The organism is Aliiroseovarius marinus (assembly GCF_004360145.1).
In the GTDB taxonomy this organism is placed as follows: Bacteria; Pseudomonadota; Alphaproteobacteria; order Rhodobacterales; family Rhodobacteraceae; genus Aliiroseovarius; species Aliiroseovarius marinus.
On the sequence record NZ_SAIT01000028.1, the window covers coordinates 1 to 21663 of the forward strand.

24 protein-coding genes are annotated in these 21663 nt (G+C 59.4%); 9 read left to right on the forward strand and 15 right to left on the reverse strand.

Annotated elements, in window-relative coordinates; genetic code table 11:
• The 5 genes from EOL43_RS14935 to EOL43_RS14955 form a co-directional block, all read left to right on the forward strand.
• On the forward strand, positions 1-746 hold a 746-nt coding region (locus EOL43_RS14935; protein ID WP_205669564.1), incomplete at its 5' end, for a CobW family GTP-binding protein.
• 29 nt (positions 747-775) lie between these two features.
• Positions 776-1987: a GTP-binding protein gene (locus tag EOL43_RS14940; RefSeq protein ID WP_133489718.1), complete on the forward strand. Its 1212-nt coding sequence runs from the start codon at positions 776-778 to the stop codon at positions 1985-1987.
• Entirely contained in the window at positions 1987-2628 is a 642-nt protein-coding gene (locus EOL43_RS14945) for a DUF1826 domain-containing protein (RefSeq protein ID WP_240686570.1), read from the forward strand. The genes EOL43_RS14940 and EOL43_RS14945 overlap by 1 nt, the downstream gene beginning before the upstream one ends.
• Before the next feature lie 78 nt (positions 2629-2706).
• The gene (locus tag EOL43_RS15550) at positions 2707-3180 is read left to right on the forward strand and encodes a phosphoribosyl-AMP cyclohydrolase (RefSeq protein ID WP_240686571.1); all 474 of its coding nucleotides are present in this window, start codon (positions 2707-2709) and stop codon (positions 3178-3180) included.
• 345 nt (positions 3181-3525) lie between these two features.
• Entirely contained in the window at positions 3526-6207 is a 2682-nt protein-coding gene (locus EOL43_RS14955) for a cation-translocating P-type ATPase (RefSeq protein ID WP_133489719.1), read from the forward strand.
• A 128-nt stretch (positions 6208-6335) separates the two neighbouring features.
• Here EOL43_RS14955 and EOL43_RS14960 read toward each other — a convergent pair whose 3' ends face one another.
• Positions 6336-7658 (reverse strand): ferredoxin reductase family protein, encoded by a 1323-nt coding sequence (locus tag EOL43_RS14960; protein ID WP_133489720.1) that lies wholly within the window; start codon positions 7656-7658, stop codon positions 6336-6338.
• 152 nt (positions 7659-7810) lie between these two features.
• Positions 7811-8776, reverse strand: coding sequence for a transcriptional regulator FtrA (gene ftrA, locus EOL43_RS14965; RefSeq protein ID WP_133489721.1), 966 nt, complete (start codon positions 8774-8776; stop codon positions 7811-7813).
• 96 nt (positions 8777-8872) lie between these two features.
• On the opposite strand from ftrA, the gene EOL43_RS14970 reads away from it, so the two are divergent.
• A complete protein-coding gene (locus EOL43_RS14970) occupies positions 8873-9313 on the forward strand; it encodes a rhodanese-like domain-containing protein (protein ID WP_133489722.1) in 441 nt (146 codons plus the stop codon).
• A 48-nt stretch (positions 9314-9361) separates the two neighbouring features.
• Here EOL43_RS14970 and EOL43_RS14975 read toward each other — a convergent pair whose 3' ends face one another.
• From EOL43_RS14975 to EOL43_RS14985, 3 genes are read right to left on the reverse strand one after another with little or no spacing between them, the layout of a single operon-like run.
• Positions 9362-10003: a LysE family translocator gene (locus EOL43_RS14975; RefSeq protein WP_205669565.1), complete on the reverse strand. Its 642-nt coding sequence runs from the start codon at positions 10001-10003 to the stop codon at positions 9362-9364.
• On the reverse strand, positions 10003-10506 hold the full coding sequence (locus tag EOL43_RS14980; protein WP_133489724.1) for an anthrone oxygenase family protein: 504 nt from the start codon (positions 10504-10506) through the stop codon (positions 10003-10005). Before EOL43_RS14980 ends, EOL43_RS14975 begins: the two co-directional genes overlap by 1 nt.
• Positions 10506-10913, reverse strand: a complete 408-nt coding sequence (locus EOL43_RS14985; RefSeq protein WP_133489725.1) for a hypothetical protein — start codon at positions 10911-10913, stop codon at positions 10506-10508. The genes EOL43_RS14980 and EOL43_RS14985 overlap by 1 nt, the downstream gene beginning before the upstream one ends.
• A gap of 91 nt (positions 10914-11004) precedes the next feature.
• On the opposite strand from EOL43_RS14985, the gene EOL43_RS14990 reads away from it, so the two are divergent.
• Positions 11005-11601: a TetR/AcrR family transcriptional regulator gene (locus EOL43_RS14990; RefSeq protein WP_133489726.1), complete on the forward strand. Its 597-nt coding sequence runs from the start codon at positions 11005-11007 to the stop codon at positions 11599-11601.
• Between the two features lie 6 nt (positions 11602-11607).
• Here EOL43_RS14990 and EOL43_RS14995 read toward each other — a convergent pair whose 3' ends face one another.
• From EOL43_RS14995 to EOL43_RS15025, 7 genes are all read right to left on the reverse strand, one after another.
• A complete protein-coding gene (locus EOL43_RS14995; RefSeq protein WP_166636260.1) occupies positions 11608-12285 on the reverse strand; it encodes an ABC transporter ATP-binding protein in 678 nt (225 codons plus the stop codon).
• Between the two features lie 38 nt (positions 12286-12323).
• Entirely contained in the window at positions 12324-13091 is a 768-nt protein-coding gene (locus EOL43_RS15000; protein ID WP_133489728.1) for an ATP-binding cassette domain-containing protein, read from the reverse strand.
• Positions 13085-13969: an ABC transporter permease gene (locus EOL43_RS15005; protein WP_133489729.1), complete on the reverse strand. Its 885-nt coding sequence runs from the start codon at positions 13967-13969 to the stop codon at positions 13085-13087. Before EOL43_RS15005 ends, EOL43_RS15000 begins: the two co-directional genes overlap by 7 nt.
• Positions 13962-14900 (reverse strand): ABC transporter permease, encoded by a 939-nt coding sequence (locus EOL43_RS15010; RefSeq protein ID WP_133489730.1) that lies wholly within the window; start codon positions 14898-14900, stop codon positions 13962-13964. Before EOL43_RS15010 ends, EOL43_RS15005 begins: the two co-directional genes overlap by 8 nt.
• A gap of 55 nt (positions 14901-14955) precedes the next feature.
• Positions 14956-16497, reverse strand: a complete 1542-nt coding sequence (locus EOL43_RS15015; protein WP_133489731.1) for an ABC transporter substrate-binding protein — start codon at positions 16495-16497, stop codon at positions 14956-14958.
• A 40-nt stretch (positions 16498-16537) separates the two neighbouring features.
• Positions 16538-16894, reverse strand: coding sequence for a hypothetical protein (locus EOL43_RS15020; RefSeq protein ID WP_133489732.1), 357 nt, complete (start codon positions 16892-16894; stop codon positions 16538-16540).
• A gap of 126 nt (positions 16895-17020) precedes the next feature.
• Entirely contained in the window at positions 17021-17479 is a 459-nt protein-coding gene (locus EOL43_RS15025; RefSeq protein WP_133489733.1) for an Lrp/AsnC family transcriptional regulator, read from the reverse strand.
• A gap of 144 nt (positions 17480-17623) precedes the next feature.
• Here EOL43_RS15025 and EOL43_RS15030 point away from each other — a divergent pair, with 144 nt between their 5' ends.
• Positions 17624-18058 (forward strand): universal stress protein, encoded by a 435-nt coding sequence (locus EOL43_RS15030; RefSeq protein ID WP_133489734.1) that lies wholly within the window; start codon positions 17624-17626, stop codon positions 18056-18058.
• Positions 18059-18074: 16 nt separating this feature from the next.
• Positions 18075-19619 (forward strand): alanine/glycine:cation symporter family protein, encoded by a 1545-nt coding sequence (locus EOL43_RS15035; protein WP_133489735.1) that lies wholly within the window; start codon positions 18075-18077, stop codon positions 19617-19619.
• Between the two features lie 89 nt (positions 19620-19708).
• On the opposite strand, the gene EOL43_RS15040 is transcribed toward EOL43_RS15035, so the two are convergent.
• From EOL43_RS15040 to EOL43_RS15050, 3 genes are read right to left on the reverse strand one after another with little or no spacing between them, the layout of a single operon-like run.
• Positions 19709-20371 carry an SDR family NAD(P)-dependent oxidoreductase gene (locus EOL43_RS15040; protein WP_133489736.1) on the reverse strand — a complete coding sequence of 221 codons (663 nt, stop codon included), beginning with the start codon at positions 20369-20371 and terminating at the stop codon, positions 19709-19711.
• Between the two features lie 14 nt (positions 20372-20385).
• Positions 20386-20838, reverse strand: coding sequence for a TspO/MBR family protein (locus EOL43_RS15045; protein WP_133489737.1), 453 nt, complete (start codon positions 20836-20838; stop codon positions 20386-20388).
• A complete protein-coding gene (locus EOL43_RS15050) occupies positions 20835-21242 on the reverse strand; it encodes a thiol-disulfide oxidoreductase DCC family protein (RefSeq protein WP_133489738.1) in 408 nt (135 codons plus the stop codon). Before EOL43_RS15050 ends, EOL43_RS15045 begins: the two co-directional genes overlap by 4 nt.
• Positions 21243-21663 lie beyond the last annotated feature (421 nt).

Sequence of the window (21663 nt, forward strand, 5' to 3'; positions counted from 1 at the left end):
CGGCGCTACCGTGGTCCAATATTGCGCCGCCCTTTATAGTTGTCACAGTTGTGGATGCTGCGAACGGTCCCAAGACACTAGACGATCAATTCGAGGCCGTTTCGCAGGTCGCGATGGCGGACCTGCTTGTGTTGAGTAAAGCAGATCTCGTTGCCCCAGAACGGGTTGTGATGTTCGAAGAACGACTGCGGGCGTTGAATTCCACCGCGCGTATTTTGCACGCTTTGCGTGGGGAAGGGGTGGCTGGAAAGCTTTGGGGCCTCAGCGGGTTGCGGAAAGGGGCTGCTCGGGACGACGTATTGTCGTGGACGACCGGGCGCGACGCGCCAGCTGCTCCGGTTCATGTGATGTCGGGCAACACCGCCGCCGCATCTGTTGCCGATCCTTTCGCAAATCTGTCGGGCTTGGCCGCATCGCCGTCAACGCCCATGTCCCATTCCCGCCATGACGCTCGTATCGAAACCGCGTCGATCATCTTGGACGCGCCTTTGACCGACCAAGTGTTCGACGACTGGCTGAACACGTTGACCGCAAAGCGTGGGCCCAACCTGCTGCGGGTCAAGGGTGTGGTGTTCCTTAAGGGCATCGACGCGCCCTTCGTTTTCCACGGAGTCCAAAACATCTTTGATCCTCCGCTCCCGGTCAAAGATTGGCCGTCCGATGATCGCCGTTCGCGCATCGTCGTTATTGCCCGCGACATCCCACGTGCCGAGCTAGAGCACAGCTTGAACATGCTGCGCGCCTAACCTTCCCTTACAAAAGAGAGTTACACGCCATGAAAGATACGCCGATTAACGATCCCCGCCTGCCTGTGACCGTTCTGTCCGGGTTTCTTGGGGCCGGAAAAACGACCCTTCTGAACCGTGTTTTGAATAATCGCGACGGGCGCCGCGTTGCCGTGATCGTCAACGACATGTCCGAGGTGAACATCGACGCCGACCTGGTGCGCGAAGGCACCGAGCTGTCGCGCCAGGAAGAAACGCTGGTCGAGATGTCGAACGGCTGCATCTGCTGCACCCTGCGCGATGACCTGCTGAAAGAGGTGCGTCACCTGTCCGAAGAAGGACGTTTTGATTATCTGCTCATTGAGTCCACCGGGATTTCCGAACCTCTGCCCGTCGCCGCAACTTTCGATTTCCGCGACGAATTCGGGGAAAGCCTGTCGGATGTGGCGCGGCTGGACACGATGGTCACGGTGGTCGATGCGGTGAACCTGCTTCAGGATTTCTCGAGCCACGATTTTCTGACCGACCGGGGCGAAAGTCTAGGCGAACAAGATGACCGCAGTCTGGTCAGTCTGCTGACCGAACAGATCGAGTTCGCCGATGTGGTGATCTTGAACAAGGTTGCAGATGCGGGGCCTGAGCGCACCGACAACGCTCGCAAGATCATCCGTGCCCTAAACGGAGACGCGAAGATTATCGAGACCAACCACTCGGACGTGCCAGCCGACGCCATATTGGACACCGGTCTGTTCGATTTCGACACTGCGCACGAACACCCGATGTGGGCCAAAGAACTGTACGGTTTTGCCAACCACACGCCCGAGGATGAAGAATACGGCATCACCTCGTTCGCCTACCACGCCCGCGCGCCGTTCCATCCTGAACGGCTGCTGGAAGTGTTGAACGGCGATCTGCCCGGCGTGATCCGCGCCAAGGGGCATTTCTGGATCGCCACGCGGCCGCAATGGGCGGCCGAGTTCAGCCTTGCCGGGGCGTTGTCCTCGGTCAAGCCGTTGGGTCTGTGGTGGGCATCGCTTCCCGAGGAGCGTCTGCCGACCCATCCCGAGGCGCAGGCGGAGATTGCCCGCAATTGGGTCGAGCCGTGGGGTGATCGTCGACAAGAGATCGTATTCATCGGAACTGGTTATGATGAAGATGCCATCAAGGCGCGCCTGAATGCGGCCCTTCTGGATGCAGATGAGTTCCGTCCAGAAGAATGGGAGGATCTACCCGACACCTTCCCGCGCTGGGGGCAGCGCTGATGACCGCCGCGCTTTTGGAGCAGATGTTGCAGGATGCGCCTTTAGGGGTGCACCTGACCGACACGGCCCAAGACTTATCGGCGATCCACCGTCCGGGCATTGCCGCCGCAATCTGGCAGCGCACGCCGTTGCCCTCGTTTCAAGACTGGATCGACGGGCTGGACTCCGGCCTTCTGCCGAAGGCCCGAATGATCCTTCGACCGGATGCAATCTCGGATGCTGTGCGCCACGTTTGTGATGGCTCTGGCACGCCAGATTGCCCTGAACGAGATATGTTGATCGACGACATCTCGGCACTGGCGACAATCTTTGCGGAACTGATGCGGGCGCGCTTCCTGCGGGTGCGCCTGGATGTCGTGAACACTAATGCCTGTCGGAAGTTTCACGTCGATGCCGTCACCGCACGCTTGGTCTGCACCTATCGCGGGACGGGAACGCAATACGGCACCGCACAAGGCGGCAAAGACCCTAAGCGCATCTTCACTGTACCGGCAAGCGCACCCATCCTGTTGCGCGGAACCCGGTGGCCGGAACAACCCGCCTCGGGCCTGTTACACCGATCCCCACCGATCGAGGGCAGCGGAGAAACGCGCCTGTTGCTGGTTCTGGACCCCGTTTTCGACCCAGAAGAAGAGGTTTGACGCCGCGAACCTCTTGTATTGCAAGTGACGCTACGCCAACTACATAGTGCGAAACGAAATACAGGAAAGGACGCGACCATGCCGATCACCACCGAAGAACTGAAGGCCGCCCGCGAGGCTTGGGGCAATGGAAAAGTTGCTATCTCGAAAGCATTCGAGGACGGTGGCATTGACGCGGCACGTGAGGTTGCTGGTGCGCATCTGGATGCGGTGTATGGGCATGCACTGGGTCCTGTCCTTTTCAAACCCACCATGGCAAGCGGGGATCAGACCTTTCGCACAACCAAAGCCGGAGCGCTGGCTTACTTTTGTGGGCACTCAGAGGAATATCCGCTGGATGGCGGGTTTGCGATTCAGGGGTGGCGCTCGATGGAAAGCGTGACCTCGGCCGAGTTCATCGAAGGCGATGTGGCGATGTGGATGGGCTGGATCATGCTGACCGACAAGAACGGCAATGTCACCAAGGTCGACAAAAGCTTCGGCTACAAGAAAGATGCAGATGGCGTGTTGCGCATCGTTCTGCACCACTCGTCGCTGCCATATCAGCCGTAATCCGGGCCGCTGACGTTCACAGCATAAAACACGACCAGCGCGGTCTGGCGTTCTTCTGGATGAATGCACTCGACAGATCCTAAGAACGGGCCGCGCGGTCTTTTGGTCGCGCGTGGCGACATGTGACGACGCAGATTTCTTCTGCTCGTCGTCTGATTTCCCCAAAACCTCATAGGCCGCTTTGGCGCACTTGCCGAAACGAACAACGCCCGCGATGTGGGATGAAGTTACAGTCTGTTTAGGCTGCGATGTCGCTGTGCTTGCATTCTGGGGCAAGCCTAGGCCTAAATGGACCCAGCGCAGCAGGAAGAGAACAAAGAACGAGCACAAAAAGACAGGCACATTATGGCAGACTGGCATACGGGATCGTTGGCGCGCGTTTTGGAAGATCTTCGCAGCGCGACCGATGGACTGACCTCTGACGAGGCGCAATCACGTCTGGAACACTACGGCCGCAACGAATTGAGGGTGTCAAAGGACACTCCGGAAATCGTTAAGTTCCTTCTACAATTCAAGAATTTCTTCGCACTGCTTTTGATTGTCGGCGGGGCCTTGGCCATGACTGCCGAGCGCATGGATCCCGGCCAAGGCAACCTTTACATCGCAATCGCCCTGATCGCCGTCGTTCTTCTGAACGCGACATTCACGTATTTCCAAGAGCATCAGAGCGAACGGATCATGGACAGCTTCAAAAGCATGCTGCCCTCGATGATTACCGCACTGCGCGATGGTCAACCGCAAGAGGTCGCCGCGTCCGAACTTGTGCCAGGGGATGTGATCATCCTGAACGAAGGCGACCGTGTGCCCGCCGATGGTCGCTTGATCGCAGCCAAAGAGCTGAAGGTCGACAACTCCAGCCTGACCGGCGAAAGCGAACCGCAGCTGCTGGACGAAGGCGGACAGGCGGATGCTGTCTTGGAAAGCCCGAATATGGTGTTCTCGGGCTCGCTTGTGCAGAATGGCGAGGGCACGGTTGTGCTGGTTGAAACCGGCATGAGCACCCAGATCGGCAGCATCGTGGAGCTGACGAAAGCCACGGATGCGCACGAGACGCCGATCCACAAAGAGCTGAGCTATTTCATCAAAGTCATCAGCTTCATCGCAATTTTTCTGGGCGTCAGCTTTTTCGCCATCTCTGTTGCGATCGGGAACAGTTGGATCGGCAGCCTGATCTTTGCGATTGGCATCATCGTGGCAAATGTCCCTGAAGGGTTGTTGCCGACAGTGACACTCAGCCTGACCATGGCAAGCCGTCGAATGGCGCAGAAAAATGCGCTGATCAAGAACTTGGAAAGTGTCGAAACGCTTGGATCGACGACGGTGATTTGCACCGACAAGACCGGGACGCTGACCCAAAACCGGTTGGGCGTGAACACTGTCGTCCTGGGGGGCGAAGAATACCCGGCGACCGATCCACTGGTGAAGGGGGTCGCGGTCTTTGACCGGTTGCTGAAGGTCATGTGCGTCTGCAACAATGCCTATCTGACCGAGGACGGGTTTTCTGGGGACGCCACCGAAGGGGCGTTGCTGCTTTATGCCCGCGAGCATGCGGATGTGAAGGCCCTGCGCACGGTCGAGGAGATCGCCGAGCAGCCTTTCAACTCTGTCACCAAGCGTATGATCACAGTCACAGACGCCGGGGATGGTCCGCAAGCCTATCTGAAAGGCGCGCCCGAGGTCGTTCTTGCGATGTGCGATCGCATCGCGCTGAACGGTCAGGAATACCCTCTGACCAAGGAACGCGAAGCCGAGGTCATTCAGCAGTTCCGTATGCTGGCAGGCCGGGGCGAGCGTGGCCTTGCCTTCGCGGCCCGCGCATGTGACCGCGGGGATGTGCCGGAAGAGGGGTACGTCTTTCTGGGTCTGACCGGGATGATCGACCCGCCCCGGCCCGAAGTGCCCGATGCCCTTGCGCGCTGCCATTCCGCAGGCATTCGTGTCATCATGCTGACCGGTGATTTCGGCCTGACCGCGAAAACGATCGCCTGCCAGATCGGACTGATGAGCAAACACGGGCGGGTGGTTCAGGGCGACGAGCTTTCGCTGATGGACGATGCAGAGCTTCAGGATGTCCTGCGGACCGAACCCGAGATCATCTTCGCCCGGATTGCGCCGTCTCAAAAATTGCAGGTCGTGCAGGCGTTGCAGTCCTTGGGCGAGATCGTCACCGTCACCGGGGATGGCGTGAATGACGCCCCTGCGTTGAAACACGCGGATATGGGCGTGGCCATGGGCGTGGGCGGCACCGAGGTCGCCAAAGAAGCCTCGAACATGGTGCTAATGGACGACAACTTTGCCACCATTGTTGCCGCCGTCGAAGAGGGGCGGACGATCTTTGACAACATCAAGAAGTTCATCGCCTACATCCTGACCTCGAACATTCCGGAAATTCTGCCCTTCGTGGCCTTTGTCTTGCTGGATATTCCCCTGCCGTTGACGGTCATCCTGATCCTGTCGATTGACCTTGGTACCGATATCCTGCCCGCGCTGGGGCTGGGCGCTGAGAGGCCGGAAACCGATGTCATGAAACGCAAGCCGCGTCCGCGCGGTGAACGGCTGCTGAGCCGGAACCTGCTGTTGATGAGTTACGGTATCGTCGGAATGCTGCAGGCCGCTGCTGGCTTTTTTACCTATTTCACCATCCTGTATTCGGGTGGCTGGGAATGGGGGCAGGACCTTGCCAACAGCGATCCCCTGTACCGCACCGCCATCACCGGGTTCTTCGCGTCGATCATTATCTGTCAGGTGGCCGACGTGATCATCTGTCGAACACGCACGCAAAGCCTTTTTTCGGTCGGGCTGTTCTCGAACCCGCTTGTTCTGGTTGGAATTGGTTTCGAACTGTTGCTTCTGGCCAGCATCAGCTACATCCCGGCCTTCAATACGTTCTTCGGAACGGCCCCGCTGGAAATGTGGCACCTTGCACTTTCGGTTCCCTTTGCGCTGCTGATCCTTGCAGGGGATGAGGTTCGACGGGTGTTCGTGCGTCGCAACAATCCCTTCGTGCGCCGTTGGCTAACGTGGTGATCCTCCTTGCAGAGTTTCAGAACCGGGATCAACGAAAGGCGAACGCCACAAGGGTTAAACATAGGATGATGTTCAGCCCCCAGATCACGAGGGATAGGCGCCGCCGCGAGTTCGTATTGCGCATGGGGTCAATCATAGTCAAACCGCTCTGTCAGAATGCGACGTGAAGGAGCCCCCCGGCTGATCAGGTGGTCTTCAACGACGTCCATCATCTTGGCGGGGCCACAGATCACGAACACCCATTCTTTGATCTCGGTCTCGGAGAAAACGTCATCAAGCAGTGCTGGCGTAATCAGGCCCTTCGCACCCTCCCAGTTTTCGGGTGGTTCGGACAGAACATAGTGTGCGTCCTCGGCATCAAGCTCATCGCGATGGACAATCTGGTCGACGCTTCGGTTGCCGTAGATAACTTTTACCGGGCGCGGATCTTCAGACAGGCGCATCTGCCTTAGGATGCCGAGCAGCGGCGCGATGCCGACGCCGCCGGCGATCATGGCTACCCCGGGTTCGGTGTGGCCGTCGATCGACAGGCTCCCATATGCGCCATCAAGATAGACGACCGTCCCCGGTTTGATCTGGCCTATGGTCTGGGTGAAATCCCCCAGCTCTTTGATGATGAAGGACACCTTGTCTCCGGACGCCGGTGCCGAGGAAATAGAGAATGGGTTCTCGTGGAGCGAAAACGGGCTATGGCCAACGTTGATCCAAGCGAACTGCCCCGCCGAATACGCAAGACCCGCTCCATCGTCGGGCGCAATGGTCAGTTCCCATTGCCTTGGCGATAACTGGACGACGCTGGAGACGCGCCATGCGTTCGCCTTCTTGAGGAAGGGCATCAGTAGGTAGACGTAGAACAGCGATGCGATGGCCAGACCGGTCATAACCAGCCAAACCCATGTCATGATCGGTTGCGATCCGTACCGACCCGCATACACGGTGTGGTGCAGTAAAAGTAGCGCAACCAAGATGACGCCAAGGCCATGAAGCAGGCGCCAGCTTTCATATTTCCAGTCTAGCTGTTTGCGGAATACCGCAAACAACACGACGCTTGGCAAAAGCACGAAGGCCGCAATCCCGGATGAAAGATAAAGGATGTCCGTGGTAAGCGTAAGTTGACGCGTTGGATCCCATGGTCGCGCGCCGCCGGACGGCGTTGCGCCGTACAGAAAGGGGTGCACAAGCGCAAAGATCAACGCCGCACGCGCCATCACCTGATGGAACCGCATGGTCACATCCATGCCTATGCCATTGGACACGCGCTTGAACCGACCGGAGAGAACGAACTCCACAAGGATGATCGAAAACGCCAACATCCCCAGACCCGATGCAAGCTCTTGCTGGAACGGGCGCGGCGGCCCCCCGACACTCCAAGAGATGATCAAGGGCAGGACGACAACTGCGAGATAGGCGAGTAATAACAATGGTGCTTTCACACGCGTAGACTGATCCATATCGTGTCTCGATGCAACCTGCCGTAGATGTCGCGGCGCGCGCGTTGGCGCCGTTTCGCGTCGATGGCCCGTTGAACAACTCAAATTCGGGCACCGCACTGACGGCTTCCAACGCAATCCCGACCCACCGTGACGCTGCGAGGGCGCGTGGACTATGCAGTGGCTTGCCCGAACGCGCGCCGGAATTGTGAAGGCGTCGCACCTTGTGCCAACCGGAATTCGCGGCGGAAGGTTTCGGACGATCCGAACCCGCTGGCGCTTGCCACGTCCGTCAGCGATAGGTCCGTCGTTTCCAATAGCTCAACGGCGCGGGCGACCCGGGTTGCGGTCAGCCAAGCACCCGGCGTTTTGCCGGTCGCTTCGTGGAACCGTCGCGCGAGGGTGCGCTGGGACAGGCCCGCAACATTCGCCATGCGGGCCATCGGCCAAGGCTCGTCCAGCGTTGACCGCATTGTGTCAAGCAAGGGGGCAATGCGCCCGCCTCGTTCGGGCGGCACGGGGCGGGGCACGAACTGGCGTTGGCCGCCTTCGCGTTGCGCGGGTAGAACCAGCCGACGGGCAACGGCATTGGCATGATCGACGCCGAAATCTCGTCGGATGATGTGCAAGCAGAGATCTAGCCCCGCCGCCGACCCGGCAGAGCTGAGCAAACTGCCCTCATCGACGAAAAGCACATCCGGCTCGACGATGATGTCCGGGAAGCGCTGGGCGAGCAGTTCGGCATAGCGCCAATGGGTCGTCGCGCGCCGCCCATCAAGAAGGCCTGTCGCAGCCAGAACGAACACGCCCGAGCAAATCGTCGCGATCCGCGCACCATTGTGATGCGCCTTGCGCAAGGCAGCGACCAGATCGTCAGGCACGGGCACGTCCACCCCCTTCCAGCCGGGGATCATGATGATGTCCGCTTTCGCCAACGCCCGAAGATCGTGATCCGCCTCAATCACTACGCCACCAAGACCAGTAATCCGGCCCGGTTCGGCAGCGATGGTCCGGGTGTCATACCAGCGGTCAAATTCACTGCGCGGCAGGGCGAAGGCCTCGACCGCGATGCCGAATTCAAAGGTGCAGAGCCCATCATAAGCGAGGATGCAGACTTGAATGGGGGCTTTTTCGTGCATTTGGCAAAATCCGACCGATCATTGTCATTATGGCCAGTATCGCGAATTGCAGCATTCGCGCAAGCATGGGGTCAACACCAAGAACAGGAGCCTTTTATGTCGAAGACCCCAAGCCCCGTCGCCGCCATCCCTGCTGCCGCCAGCGCCGATGCGCTTGCCCATTTTGAGGCGCGCCTGACCTTTGAAACGGATTGCTGGGATACGCATGACGCGCTTTCCAAAGGGGCGGGTGACTTCGTGGTTCTGGATGTGCGTGGCCCGGCGCTTTACGCCGCAGGACATATCCCCGGTGCTATCTTGCTGCCCCATGGCAAGATCACTGCGCGCAAGATGTCGGAATGGCCTGATGACACGCTGTTTGTCGTTTATTGCGCCGGCCCGCATTGCAACGGTGCCAACAAGGCTGCCGTGCGTCTGGCCAAACTGGGTCGCCCGGTGAAAGAGCTGATTGGCGGCGTGACGGGCTGGTTGGATGAAGGGCTTGTCCTGGCGAAAGGAGAGGCGCCCTCGAGCGTCGCAGAAGTCGAGGGCGCCTAAGCTCTGCGGTGGGTGGCTGAAGGACATGCCCTGGCCGCAAGCCCCTCGCTAGGCAGCACTGCGCCTTAGAAACGCGAGGCCCAGGCCAAGTGTCACCAGAAACCCACCACAGACGCGGTCGATCCACAGGGCACCGCGGGCACTTAGGAATGTCATCGCCCGCGCACCCAGCGTGGCATAGGCCGCCATCACCGCCACATCGATCGCGATGAAGACTATCGCCAGCGTCACATATTGCATCAGCATCGGCTCTTCGGGGGTCAGAAACTGGGGCAGGAAGGCCGTGAAAAACAGAAGGCCTTTGGGGTTCGTGACGGCGACCAGAAAGCTTTTGCGGAAGATGGCCGGATACGGGCGAGGTTTGTCCGGGTTTTGGTCGCCCGCAGGGTGATCTCGCAGGTGCAACTCCCCTGACGTGCGCAACATCTGCACGCCCAGCCAGATCAGATAGGCCACCCCGACCCACTTCACGACATTGAACACAAATCCCGAGGCCGCCAAGACCGCCCCCAGTCCGACCCCGGCGGCCGCAATAAGAACCGCGTCCGAGATAGCTGCCCCGGCAATGCCGTATCCCGCTGCGGTGAACCCAAATCGTGACCCGTTCGACAGGGCAAGCAGAACGGTTGGTCCGGGCGTCATGACCACGACAACGGCCATCAGGGAAAATGTCAGAAGAGAAATGTCCATCATGCAGTCCTTGTACTGAGAGATTGGATGGCGAGCCCGGTCAGAAGAAGGCAGACACCGCTGACCACTGTTCGGAGCGTGTTCCAGAATTGCCACGGCGCGGAATAGTCCTGCCAGACCCTTTGCGCCGCGCCGAAGTCGGTTGGCACAGCAATTTCGGCAAGTGCTTCGTTCATGGGGACATTGATGGTGGCCGTGACCAAAAGGGCGCCCGCGACATACAGAGCGGCAGAGGCTGCGAACAAAGCCGCAGCGCGTTTCTTGCGTTGCAGTGCCGCGATGCCAGCCGTGGTCGCAAGGATAATTGGCGTCAGGAAAAAGGCCGGAAAGAAGACGGCGTTTCGGACTGACGCGTTCATCGCCTTCATGGCCGCGATCGAGACCCGAGGGTCCGCCGCATCCAGCCCCCACATGGTGGAACAGACCCAAGCGTAGAAGAAGCCAAAGATGGCGCCGATGCTCAGAAGTGAGAGCATCGACATTGGCACAAGCAAGCGGGTCATCAGGCGCACCCGGGGTGACAGTTCGCGTTTTCGGCGTGTACGCTCTTTGCGCGGGCCGCTTTGACGACCTGCACAAAGATCACTACGACCGCGATCTGACCCAGAATGACTGCTGGCCAGATCAGGCCGAACTGCGCGTCGAAATATTTCTGCGGTCCAAAGGACACCAGCGCCATTAGCGCAGCAAGGACGCTTAGCCCACGCCCCGAGAAGCTGCCCAGCGGTTGCACCATGATTCCTGATAAGGCGACCGAGATCGACGCCCCAAGAAACGGCGCGATTCCGAACAGCGGGGTGGCTACGGGCGGGTGCGGTTTGATCCCTGCGTACAGCGCGGACAGCATGATCCCTTGCAGCACGATCAGCGTGGTGAGTGCGGCCATTGCGTGGCGGTTGGAGTGTGTCATGTCATTGCCTCCTAAAAGCGTAATTACGGTTACGGTTGTACATATCCGTAATTTGAGTTACGGATGCTGTCAACAGGACAGGAGAAAGATTTTGCGCGAAGACAAACGCTCGCAACGCCAGCAACAGATCGAGACCGCCGCCTATGAAGTGCTCGAGGCCAAGGGGTATGCGGGGACGTCCATGCAAGGCATCGCGCGACAGGCCCGTGCCTCGAACGAGACGCTATACAACTGGTATGGCGACAAGCTGGGCCTGTTTCAGGCGCTTGTCAGTCGCAATGCGGAAGAGGTGAAATCCCATCTCGAAGCCGAGCTGGAAACCGATCACGACGCGTTGGCAATCTTGGGGACGCTCGGCCCGAAGCTGCTGGACCTGCTGACCGGCGACCGCGCGGTCGCCCTGAATCGCGCGGCTGCGGCAGATAGCAGTGGTGAACTTGGCGCCGCACTGTCCAAGGCCGGTCGCGAAACGGTTTTCCCGCTGCTGGAACAAGTTCTGCTACGGGCACGAGCGGACGGCCAGCTTTGCTTCGAACAGGCCGAGGCGGCGGTCGGTCTTTATCTGGATTTGCTGATCGGTGACCAGCAGATCCGCCGTGTCATCGGTCGCCTGCCACAACCCTCGAAGGTGTTTCGCGAGGAACGCGCGCAACGGGCCATTCACCACCTGCGTCAACTGCTGAGCTGAGCTTCGTCAGATCGTGTCCGCATAGGCCTTCGCAAGCGGGTGCGACGCTTCCTGCGCAAAACGGTGCATGGGAATGTCTTCGACGATCTGGGCATCGTCCAGAACAAGAATGCGGTCCGCCAGCTGGCGTAGCGGTGCAAGGTCGTGGCTGACGATCAGCATGGTCAGACTGGTTGTAGCGTGGATGTCCCGCAGCACCGAAATCGTGCTGACCTGCGTTGCCAAATCCAGCGAGGATAGAGGCTCGTCAAGGATGAGAACTTGGGGTTCCGCGGCAAGGGCACGGGCAAGTGCCACGCGCTGGTTTTGTCCGCCAGACAAGGCATGTGGGCGCCGTTTGTGCAGTGTTTGGGGAATGCCGAGCGAGGTTAGAAGGTCTGTGGCGCGGGCATCTCGTCCCGATGCCGCCCCGACGCCAAATCCCGTCAGCGTTTCCATCACCGCTCCCTTCGCCGTCAGGTAGGGGCTAAGAGACTGGGTCGGATCTTGCCACAGATATTGGATCTGTTGGCGTTCTGCGCCTTCGCCGGGTTTGACCTGCGCGCCGCGCAACAGGATTTCCCCCTGTGTGGCCTGTTCCAGCCCCACAAGACAGCGCGCGAGGGTCGACTTGCCCGCGCCCGAATGGCCGATCAATCCGACGACCTCGCCTGCCTGTATCGTCAGATCGATGTCGCGCAGCACGTCCCGCCCGTGGAACTGCTTTGAGAGACCGCGAACCCTCAACATGCGGCTTGCAGCGCCGCGGCTGCCTCGGCAAGTTTGCGGGCTGCGGGCGCGGTGGACTGTGCCAGCGCGGCGAGCGGGGCATCCTCGACAAGCTGCCCGTTCTCCATGACAAGGGTGCGGTTGGCCACCTCGGCCACTGCGCGCAGATCGTGGCTGATGAACAGAAGGGCAGCGCCGGTTTCTTCGGCCATCGTGTTGAGGGCTGCAAGGACGTCGCGCTCGGTCAGGACATCAAGCCCGGTCGTCGGCTCGTCTGCGATCAGGATGCGTGGGCGCAGGATCAGCGCCATGGCGATCAGCACCCGTTGCTTCATGCCACCGGACAATTGATAGGGGAACAGCCCGGCCACAGGCGGGGCGAGCGACACGGTTTCCAGCGCGCGCGCAACAGTCGCGTCTGACGCGTTGACAGCGATCTTTGCCGCCTCAGCAAGTTGTGCCCCAATGCGGCGTGTCGGGGTTAGTGCGGTTCCAGGGCTTTGAAAAATCTGGAAGATGCCGCGCCCGCGCAGCGTGCGCCATGTGCGTGGGGAGGCATTGCCCACTTCTTGGCCGTCGATCCGGATCGTGCCGCCCGTCCGCACAAGAGGGGGGCGCAACAGCCCGGTAAGCGCCGCAGCCGTTAAGGACTTGCCGCAGCCGCTTGGCCCAACAAGACCAACACGTTCCCCTGCGCGGATCGAGAACTCCACCCCGTTCAGCAGTGGCGCGGACCCGGGGATGGAAACCGTAAGGCCGCTGACCTGCAACGCATCTACCATCGGTACGGCTCCCTTTTGTCGAGCACAGATTGCAGGCCTTCCCCCACCAGATTGAAGGCGAGGACGGCGAAGGTCACCGCCAGCCCCGGTGCAATCAGCATATGTGGTGCCTGTGCGAAAAACGGGCGCGCTTCGTTCAGCATCGCGCCCCATTCCGGGGTCGGGGGCTGGGCGCCGATGCCCAGAAAGCTGAGCGATGACAGGGCCAGCAGTACGGATGCCGTCTCGAGCGAGATGATCACGGCCAGCGGCGGAAGGATTTGGGGCAGAACATGGCGCAGCACCACGCGCATGCGCGAGGCGCCAGACAGATAAGCCGCCCGAACGAAGTCTCGGTGGCTTGCTGACAGGACCAGCGCCCGCACCAGACGCGCATTCGAGGGCCACCAAGCAGCGGCTACCCCCAGGATCGAGGCCTCAAGCGATGCGCCCATGAAACCGATGATGGCCAGCGCCAGAACCAGCATGGGAAAGGCCATGATGATGTCGGCAAGGCGCATCATGACCGCATCGGTTCGCCCGCCGGCCAACGCGGCAATGACGCCCCAAGGCAAAGAAATCGCCAAGATTGCCACCATGGCTGACAGCGCTGCCCCAAGCGACACAGGCACCGCGCCGATCAGACGGGCAAGCACGTCCCGCCCCAGATGATCCGTCCCCAGTGGATGGGCGGCCGATGGGGGCGATAGACGGGCCAGCAGGTCCATATGCTCGGGCGCAGGCAGATCCAGCAGTGCGGGCAACAGCCCGATCAAGGCAAAGCCCACAAGCAACATGATCCCAAGGGCAAGGCCGATCGGATGGCGGCCAGTCCGGGTCAACCACGTCAGTCGCGGCAATATCCGCAAGGCCGGGATGCGCAGGGTTTGATTACTCATCCGAATACCTTCTACGCAGTTGCGGGTCCGATAGGACCACGGCGAGATCGGCGATCAGGCTGGTGACAAAGAAGATCAGCCCCATAAAGACGAGGTAGGCTTGGATCACTGGGAAATCCCGTTGGGCAATGGCCTCGAGTATGAGTTGCCCCAATCCGGGCCAGCCGAAAATGCTTTCGACGATGACCGTTCCCCCCAGAAGCCCGCCAAACGCGTTGGCCCATGCCGTCGCCAGAGGTCCCGCGATGCGCGGTGCAATATGGCCGATCAGGATCTGCATCGGGCCAAGGCCTTTGGCGATTGCAAGTCGGACATAGTCTTCGCTCATCTCGGACCGAATGCGTTCATAGACCATGCGCCCAAGTGCAGCGCCAACCGCGAGGCTTAGGGTGACGGCGGGCAAGATTAGATCGGAAAGGGAGCCGTCCCCGACCAACCGCGCCCAGCCAAGTCTCAGCACAAAGATGTAGATCAACAGCAGGGCAAGCCAAAACGATGGCACCGAGACCAGCAAGACCGTCACCCCGCGCAGCCCTGCGCCTGCGAACTGCCCGGCCATTGCGGCAAGGCTGCCCAGTGTCAGCGAAATGACGATGGCGCCCAGAAGCGCGCTGATCGCAAGCGCCAGCGTTGCGGGCAGGTGGATCATGATCTCGGCCATCACGGTGCGGCCAGTGGCAACGGAGGTGCCGAACTCGAACCGAACGGCACGGCCGAGCCAGTCAAAATAGCGCGCGAAGAAAGGCTTATCCAGGCCATACTCCGCTTGGATCGCGGCGATGTCTTCCGGCTTGGGCACGATGCCCATGGCGCGCAGCTCCATCATCACCGGATCCCCCGGCGCAAGGGCCACGATGGCGAAGGCCACGAAGGACATGCCCAGCAAAGTGGGCAATGCAGCGGCAAGGCGGACTAAGATGAAACGCAGCATAAGAACATCCGAGCAGCAGAGCCCCAAGGGGCCCTGCCTTTCTCAATAGACCCGCTTAGTTGGTGAAGGTCGTGTGACCATATTCGATCCAGTCCGCGTATTCCGACATCTTCACGTCGATGCCGGGGCGCGACAGGACGAAATTGGGCACGGTCAGAACCGGAATGGTCGAGACATGTTCGTCGATCACGGCGCGATAGGCCTGACGCACAAGCTCGATCACCTCGTCGCGGCTTTTCGCAACGCGCGAGGCCGCGGCCAGCTCATCCACATTTCCGCCCGGCGACGTCACCGCATAGCCCCACGGGCTCATGGTGGTGAACACGTTGTACAGCAGATAGGTCGGGTCGGTGTTGTTGTTCGACGCGTATTCCAGATAGATGTCCGCTTCGCCTGTCTTGAAGTAGTTGTCGTAGTAGACGCCGCTATCTTCGATCTCGATATTTTCGATGTCGACACCAATGGCCGCGAACATCTGGTCCAGCATTTCCGGCATCGGTTTCACGGTCGAGACATTCGGATAGGCCGACACCATGCGCAGCGCCAGTTTGCGCCCGTCTTTTTCACGTACGCCATCTGCGCCCATGGTCCAGCCAGCCTCGTCCAGAAGTGCGTTGGCATGCGAAAGATCGTACGAGAAACCTTCGGCATGGTCGTCACCCATATTGAACATCCAGCCGGGCAGAATGGTCTTGGCGGGCTTGCCGCGTCCATCCCACAGCACTTGGGCCAGGGTTGCACGGTCAATGGCATGGGCGAGTGCCTTGCGGACCCGCACGTCGCTGGCGATGTCGAACGGTGCCTTGCCCTGCATGTTGAACATCAAAGCCGCATAGCGGATCGGGCGGCTTTCATGCAGCACGACCGAGCCGTCCTTTGGCATTGACAGCATCATCTGAGGGGTCACCTCGCCGATTACGTCGACCTCGCCATTTTGCAGCGCCAACATGCGCACATTGTCGTCGCCGATGAAGCGGAAGGTCATGCGATCCACATTGGGCGCCTCGCCCCAGTAATCTGGGTTGCGCACCACGGTGATCTGCTGCTTGGGCTCGTAGCTTTCCAGCAGATACGGGCCGGTGCCGATCGGGTTTTCGGCCATATCCTCGCTTGGCAGGAACAGCGATGTGCCACGGTGGGTCATGTTTTCGATCACCAAGGCCGAGTCCACTTCGGACCGGAACGAGATCTGGTGATCGCCCAGCTTGGTGAAGCTTTCCTGATCAAGCTGCAGGAACTCCGACTTGTTCTTGTCATACTGTTTGAACGACGCAATGGCAGTATCAGCATTCCAAGGGGTGCCGTCCGAGAAGGTCACGCCGTCTTGCAGGGTGACGGTATAGACGCCCTCGACGTAGTTCCAGTCGCTGAACAAAAGCGGGCTGGGGTTGAAGTCGGCATCGGGGCGCACTGCGGGTTCTGCGATCTGTGCAGCCGGGCGGCGGGTGGTGAAGGTGAACTTGTCCGATTTCACGCTATAGCGGTCGGATTTCACGGCGATGGTCAGCGACGTTTCAGCAAAGGCCGGGGCAAAAGCCAGCGGCATGGCAAGCGAAGCGGCCACGGTAAACCGTGCGGCCTTGGTCAGGAGTTTCATGAACGTAGTCCTTGTGAGTTGAATTCGTATTGGGGCGAAGTCAGCTCAGGACCGGAGGGGCGCGCGGTGTGTTCGAGGTTTTGGTGGTCTGCGCGATGTGCAGATGGATCGCCGACATGGACACAAGGCGGGTGACCTCGGCGTCCGTGGGGTCGATGGTGGGGGCGCCAGACAGAAGCGCACCGATTTGCGCTGCAAAGAAATCACACCCAAGGTCGATTTCTTGCTGCGTCTCGCCGTCAAGCGTGATGGTGACGGTTTCCATGTCACCGCCGGTACAGATCTCGTAGGTGATCGTATCACCGTCCATCACCAGCATCGTGCCGGGCGGTCGCAGGAACACACTGACGAGAATCGTCAGAGCCAGCACAGCTCGTATGACATTCCTGCGGTTCATGAGTTCCCCTACATCGCTTGGCGGATAATAGCTTCCGACAATCTGCGACACCATGACCATTGTGTCGCAGTGTTCAAGCCCCAAACAGCGCGCATCCTGCGGCTATTTTTTTGATGCCGTCCCGTGTCACGCGGTCAGGTAAAACCCGCGGAACTCTTTCACCGTCGACAGGCACAGCAGCGTCTTCATCTGTGCGACAGAAGGGATGAGGGACAGGCGTTCGCGGTACAGGGATTCGTAGTCTTCGGTGTTTCGCGCTGCGACACGGATCAGATAATCTGATTCACCAGAAATCAGGTGGCATTCCAGAACCTCTGGCATCTCGTGAATGGCCTTTTCGAACGCTTCGATATGTTCGCGCCGTTGGCTTGTCAGCTTGGCCTCGATGAACACCTGAATTTCCAATCCAACCTTCTTGCGATTCAGGCGCGCGGCGTAGTGAGAAATCTTGCCTTCCGTCTCAAGCATCTTGACCCGCCGGTGGCAGGCCGACAGCGAAAGTCCGACCTGTTCTGACAGACGCGCCATCGAGATTTGGCCGTCTTTCTGAAGTATGGAAAGAATGCGGATATTGAGCTGATCCATAGGAAAATTTCTCACTTACAATTCAGGTGTCGAAATATTTCCAGAAAATTTCCTAAATATCAAGAAATGGGAGAACCTTTCTCGTATCGGTTGCGCTAACCTAAAGCTGTCCTGAAACGGACAAACAACCAAAGGGAGGGAAAGATGTCCCACAAGATCGTCGTCGGCTATGACGGCAGTGACAGCGCCAATGCGGCGCTCGCATTTGCAACGGATCTGGCCAAAGCGCAAGGCGGCAGCATTGTCGTCGCCCATGTGTTGGAATGGTCGCCATACTCGTTTCTGACCCCAACTGAACTGGAAGAGCGTCACAAGCGGCGTGGTGAAGAACTGGATCGCGCAGAAGCTGCGATCCTTGCACCGGCTGTCGACAGCTTGAAAGACAGCGGGCTGGAAATCGATACTGCGCTGAAATACGGCAATATCGCCACGACCCTAGGTGAGATTGCGACTGAAAGTGGCGCTGACCAGATCGTAATCGGCCGCAATGGAGAGCCCGGCCTTTCGTCGCGCGTTTTCGGCTCCGTTGCCATCAGCCTTGCTCAGGCAGCACCTGTGCCTGTGACCATTGTGCCTTAAGCGAACAGGAAACATCATGACCAATCAAATTAAGGCGGCAGCTCTGGCTGCTCCCGCCGTGCTGGCAGCATCTGCGCCGGCCATGGCTCAATCATTGGACCAAACCATCAATGAAGGCTTCGCAAGCGCGACCGGATGGTTTGTCAGCTTTATCTTCAGCCCATTTCCCGGAACCTCGTTTCCGTGGATCGTGATGTGGCTGGTGATCGCAGCAACTGTGTTCACGCTCTATTTCGGGTTCATCCAGTTCCGGGCGTTCCCGCACTCGATCTCGCTGGTCAAAGGGGACTACTCGGATCCCAATGACGCGGGCGAGGTCAGCCACTTCCAAGCGCTCGCCACCGCACTGTCGGGCACCGTGGGTCTTGGCAACATTGCCGGTGTGGCCGTAGCCGTTGGCATCGGCGGACCGGGTGCAACATTCTGGATGATCCTCGCAGGCCTCATGGGCATGGCGTCGAAATTCACCGAATGTACGCTGGGTGTGAAGTACCGGAATGAATACGAAGACGGCACTGTGTCCGGTGGCCCGATGTACTACATGACCAAAGGCTTCGCAGAACGCGGCCTGCCCGCAGGCGGCTTCATGGCGGTTCTGTTCTCGGTCTTCTGTATCCTTGGTGCATTTGGTGGCGGGAACATGTTCCAAGCCAACCAAGCCCATGCGCAGATCGCAAACGTGGTTGGCGACTACCCGGGCTGGATCACCGGTCTGGTCTTTGCGGCAATTGTATTTGCGGTAATCGTTGGCGGTCTGAAGTCCATCGCCAAAGTGACCGAGAAAGTCGTGCCGTTCATGGGCGTTCTTTATGTCCTGACCGCGCTGGTTATCCTGATCATGAACGCAAACATGATCGGCTGGGCCTTTGGTCAGATCTTTGCCGGTGCCTTTACCGGAGCCGGTGTCGCTGGTGGTATGGTTGGTGCGCTGATCCAAGGCTTCAAACGGGCTGCGTTCTCGAACGAAGCTGGTGTTGGTTCCGCCGCGATTGCCCACTCGGCCGTGCGCACTAAGGAACCGATCACGGAAGGGTTCGTGTCTCTGCTTGAGCCGTTCATCGATACTGTCGTGATCTGCACCATGACGGCTCTGGTGATCATCATCACCGGTCAGCTGATCAGCGATCCGAACACCGGCATGTACCTGCTGGACGAAGGCGCATCGACCATTCAGACGGTTGATGGCAACAAAGGCGTCGCGCTCACATCTGCAGCGTTCTCGTCGGCCATTCCGTTCTTCAAGTACATCTTGGCGATTGCGGTGATCCTGTTTGCCTTCTCGACCATGATCAGCTGGTCCTACTACGGCCTGAAGGCCTGGACCTTCCTGTTCGGTGAAGGGCAGACCAAGGAACTGGTGTTCAAGGTCATCTTCTGCATCTTCGTGGTGATCGGCGCCTCGGCCAACCTTGGCCCAGTCATCGATTTCTCGGACGCAGCGATCTTTGCGATGGCAGTTGTGAACATCGTCGCGCTCTACTTCCTGATGCCAGTGGTGAAAGGCGAGCTGGACAGCTATCTGTCGCGCCTGAAATCCGGCGAGATCAAGAAGTTCCACTAAGCTGGGCATTTGCCTTAAACAGAGTAAGCCGCCGAGTGTCTCGGCGGCTTATGCCGTTTCCGGACGGGAATGTGGATCAGTCGGTGCGCCTACCACGGTACCGGTTTCCCGGCCCAATCGAAAAACTGTCCGCTGTCATCAGGCGTAAGGGTGTCGACAACGGTCAGCAGATTGCTTGCGGCCTCGTGCGGTGGAACCGTCTTGTGTTGCGGGTAGTTGCGTGTGAATTCCGTCGCAACTGTGCCGGGATGCAAGGCCGTGCAAATCAGGTGCTTGTGTGTGCGTTTCAATTCGATTGAAGCCGTTCTGATCACTTGATTAAGGGCCGCTTTCGACGCGCGATATGAATACCAGCCGCCCAGACCATTGTCCCCGATCGACCCGACACGCGCCGAAAGGGCCGCAAATACCGCCCTACGGTCGCGTGGCAACAGGCGTTTGGCGTGCTTCAGGATCAAAGCGGGTCCGATCGTGTTCACCGCAAACAGATGCGCCATCTCGTCGGCGGACAACGCCAGCAGCGATTTTTCTGGCCCGCGGTCGCTGGACAGGATGCCGGTTGCGACGATGATCCGGTCAAACTGGGGTTCGAGACGCCCGAGGGTTTCTGACACAGCATCTTCGCACGTGATATCCAAGCCATCTTGCGACCGGGAAAGACAAGTGACGCGATTCCCGCGCGCCTTCAGCGCATCTGCCACAGCCGCTCCGATACCGCCCGAGGCGCCGATGACAAGGGCATGGCTTTCCAAGGTCAGGATCCTTTTTAGTTGAGAGAAACGATTGCGGCATTCAGGGCGGACGCAAAGCCCACCCACACAAGGTACGGGACGAAGAGCAGGGCGGACTGGCGGTCGGGACGCCAGGCAGCGCGAATGAAGCTTGCGATGGTCAGAAGCAGGCACAGGATGATGGCAAGCGCCAGTGCGGGCATCTGGGCGGCGAAGAACACCGGCGACCACAGGAAATTCAAACCCATCTGGATGATCCAGAGCCGCAGTAAAGTGGAGCGGCTGTCATGCCGCCATACCCGCCAGCCCACATAGGCGATTGCAAGATACAACACCGTCCAGACTGGTCCGAATACCCAGTTGGGCGGGTTGAAAAACGGCTTTTGCAGGTCAGCGTACCACGCGCCCGGCGCGGTGAGCGTACCGATTGCAATGCCGCCCCCCATGACCAACAGAAGGAAAACAAGAAACGAGCCATAGGTCTTCATGATGATCTACCAACTATCCTTTTGTAACCGCTGAAAGCCCTGACGATCAGGGGCCGTAGCCTTAGGAAGAAACGGTAGCATGCTTCCAGAACCAGCACAGCGCCCGGTAGACGTGCCAGCCGCGCCAACCAGCGCCATCCCGGGATGACGCGCCATACCTCGACGAAGGCGCGCGCACCCGACACTTGCTGGCCGTCCGACAGTCGGACATGAAACCGTGCCATTGCGTCAGTGCGATTGATCCTGTCGTCCCCCGAGAAGTGCTCGGAGGATACGTCAACAAAGTCCAGCACCTGATCACGGTCCACCCGTTTGTAGTACCCGATTTCCGACGCGCACAGGGGGCAAGATCCGTCGTAAAACAGGGTCGCTTTCGGGGGCGTCTCTTTGTTAGCGGAAGTCATGTCAAAGCCCCCGCCGTGGGTGCGGTGAGCTCTAGTGCTTTCACCACAAGGGCAATCGCGATGAGGGCGGACAACAGGGCCAGTCGGGTCATTTAAGTCTCTCCTATCCTCTCTACTACGTTTCTGCGGTGCCCTTGGACCACTCGCGGGGCGACGTAGGACGAGGTTTTTTTGATACCTTTTCTGAAGCGACCTGGGGCTGTTGGACACAGCCACGGACAGATCCTTGAAAGATCGGCCGGCCAAGCAAAGGTGTTATGAACACGCACTTTGAAACTGGATGACGGCCAATGAAAACACGCGCAGCGGTTCTGAGCTTTTGCCTGTCTTTCGGGTGTTTTGCGACTTCCGCTTTGGGGGACAACGTCATGATGGACACGTTTATAAAGGGCGGCGCAATATTGGACCACGGTAGCGCCGC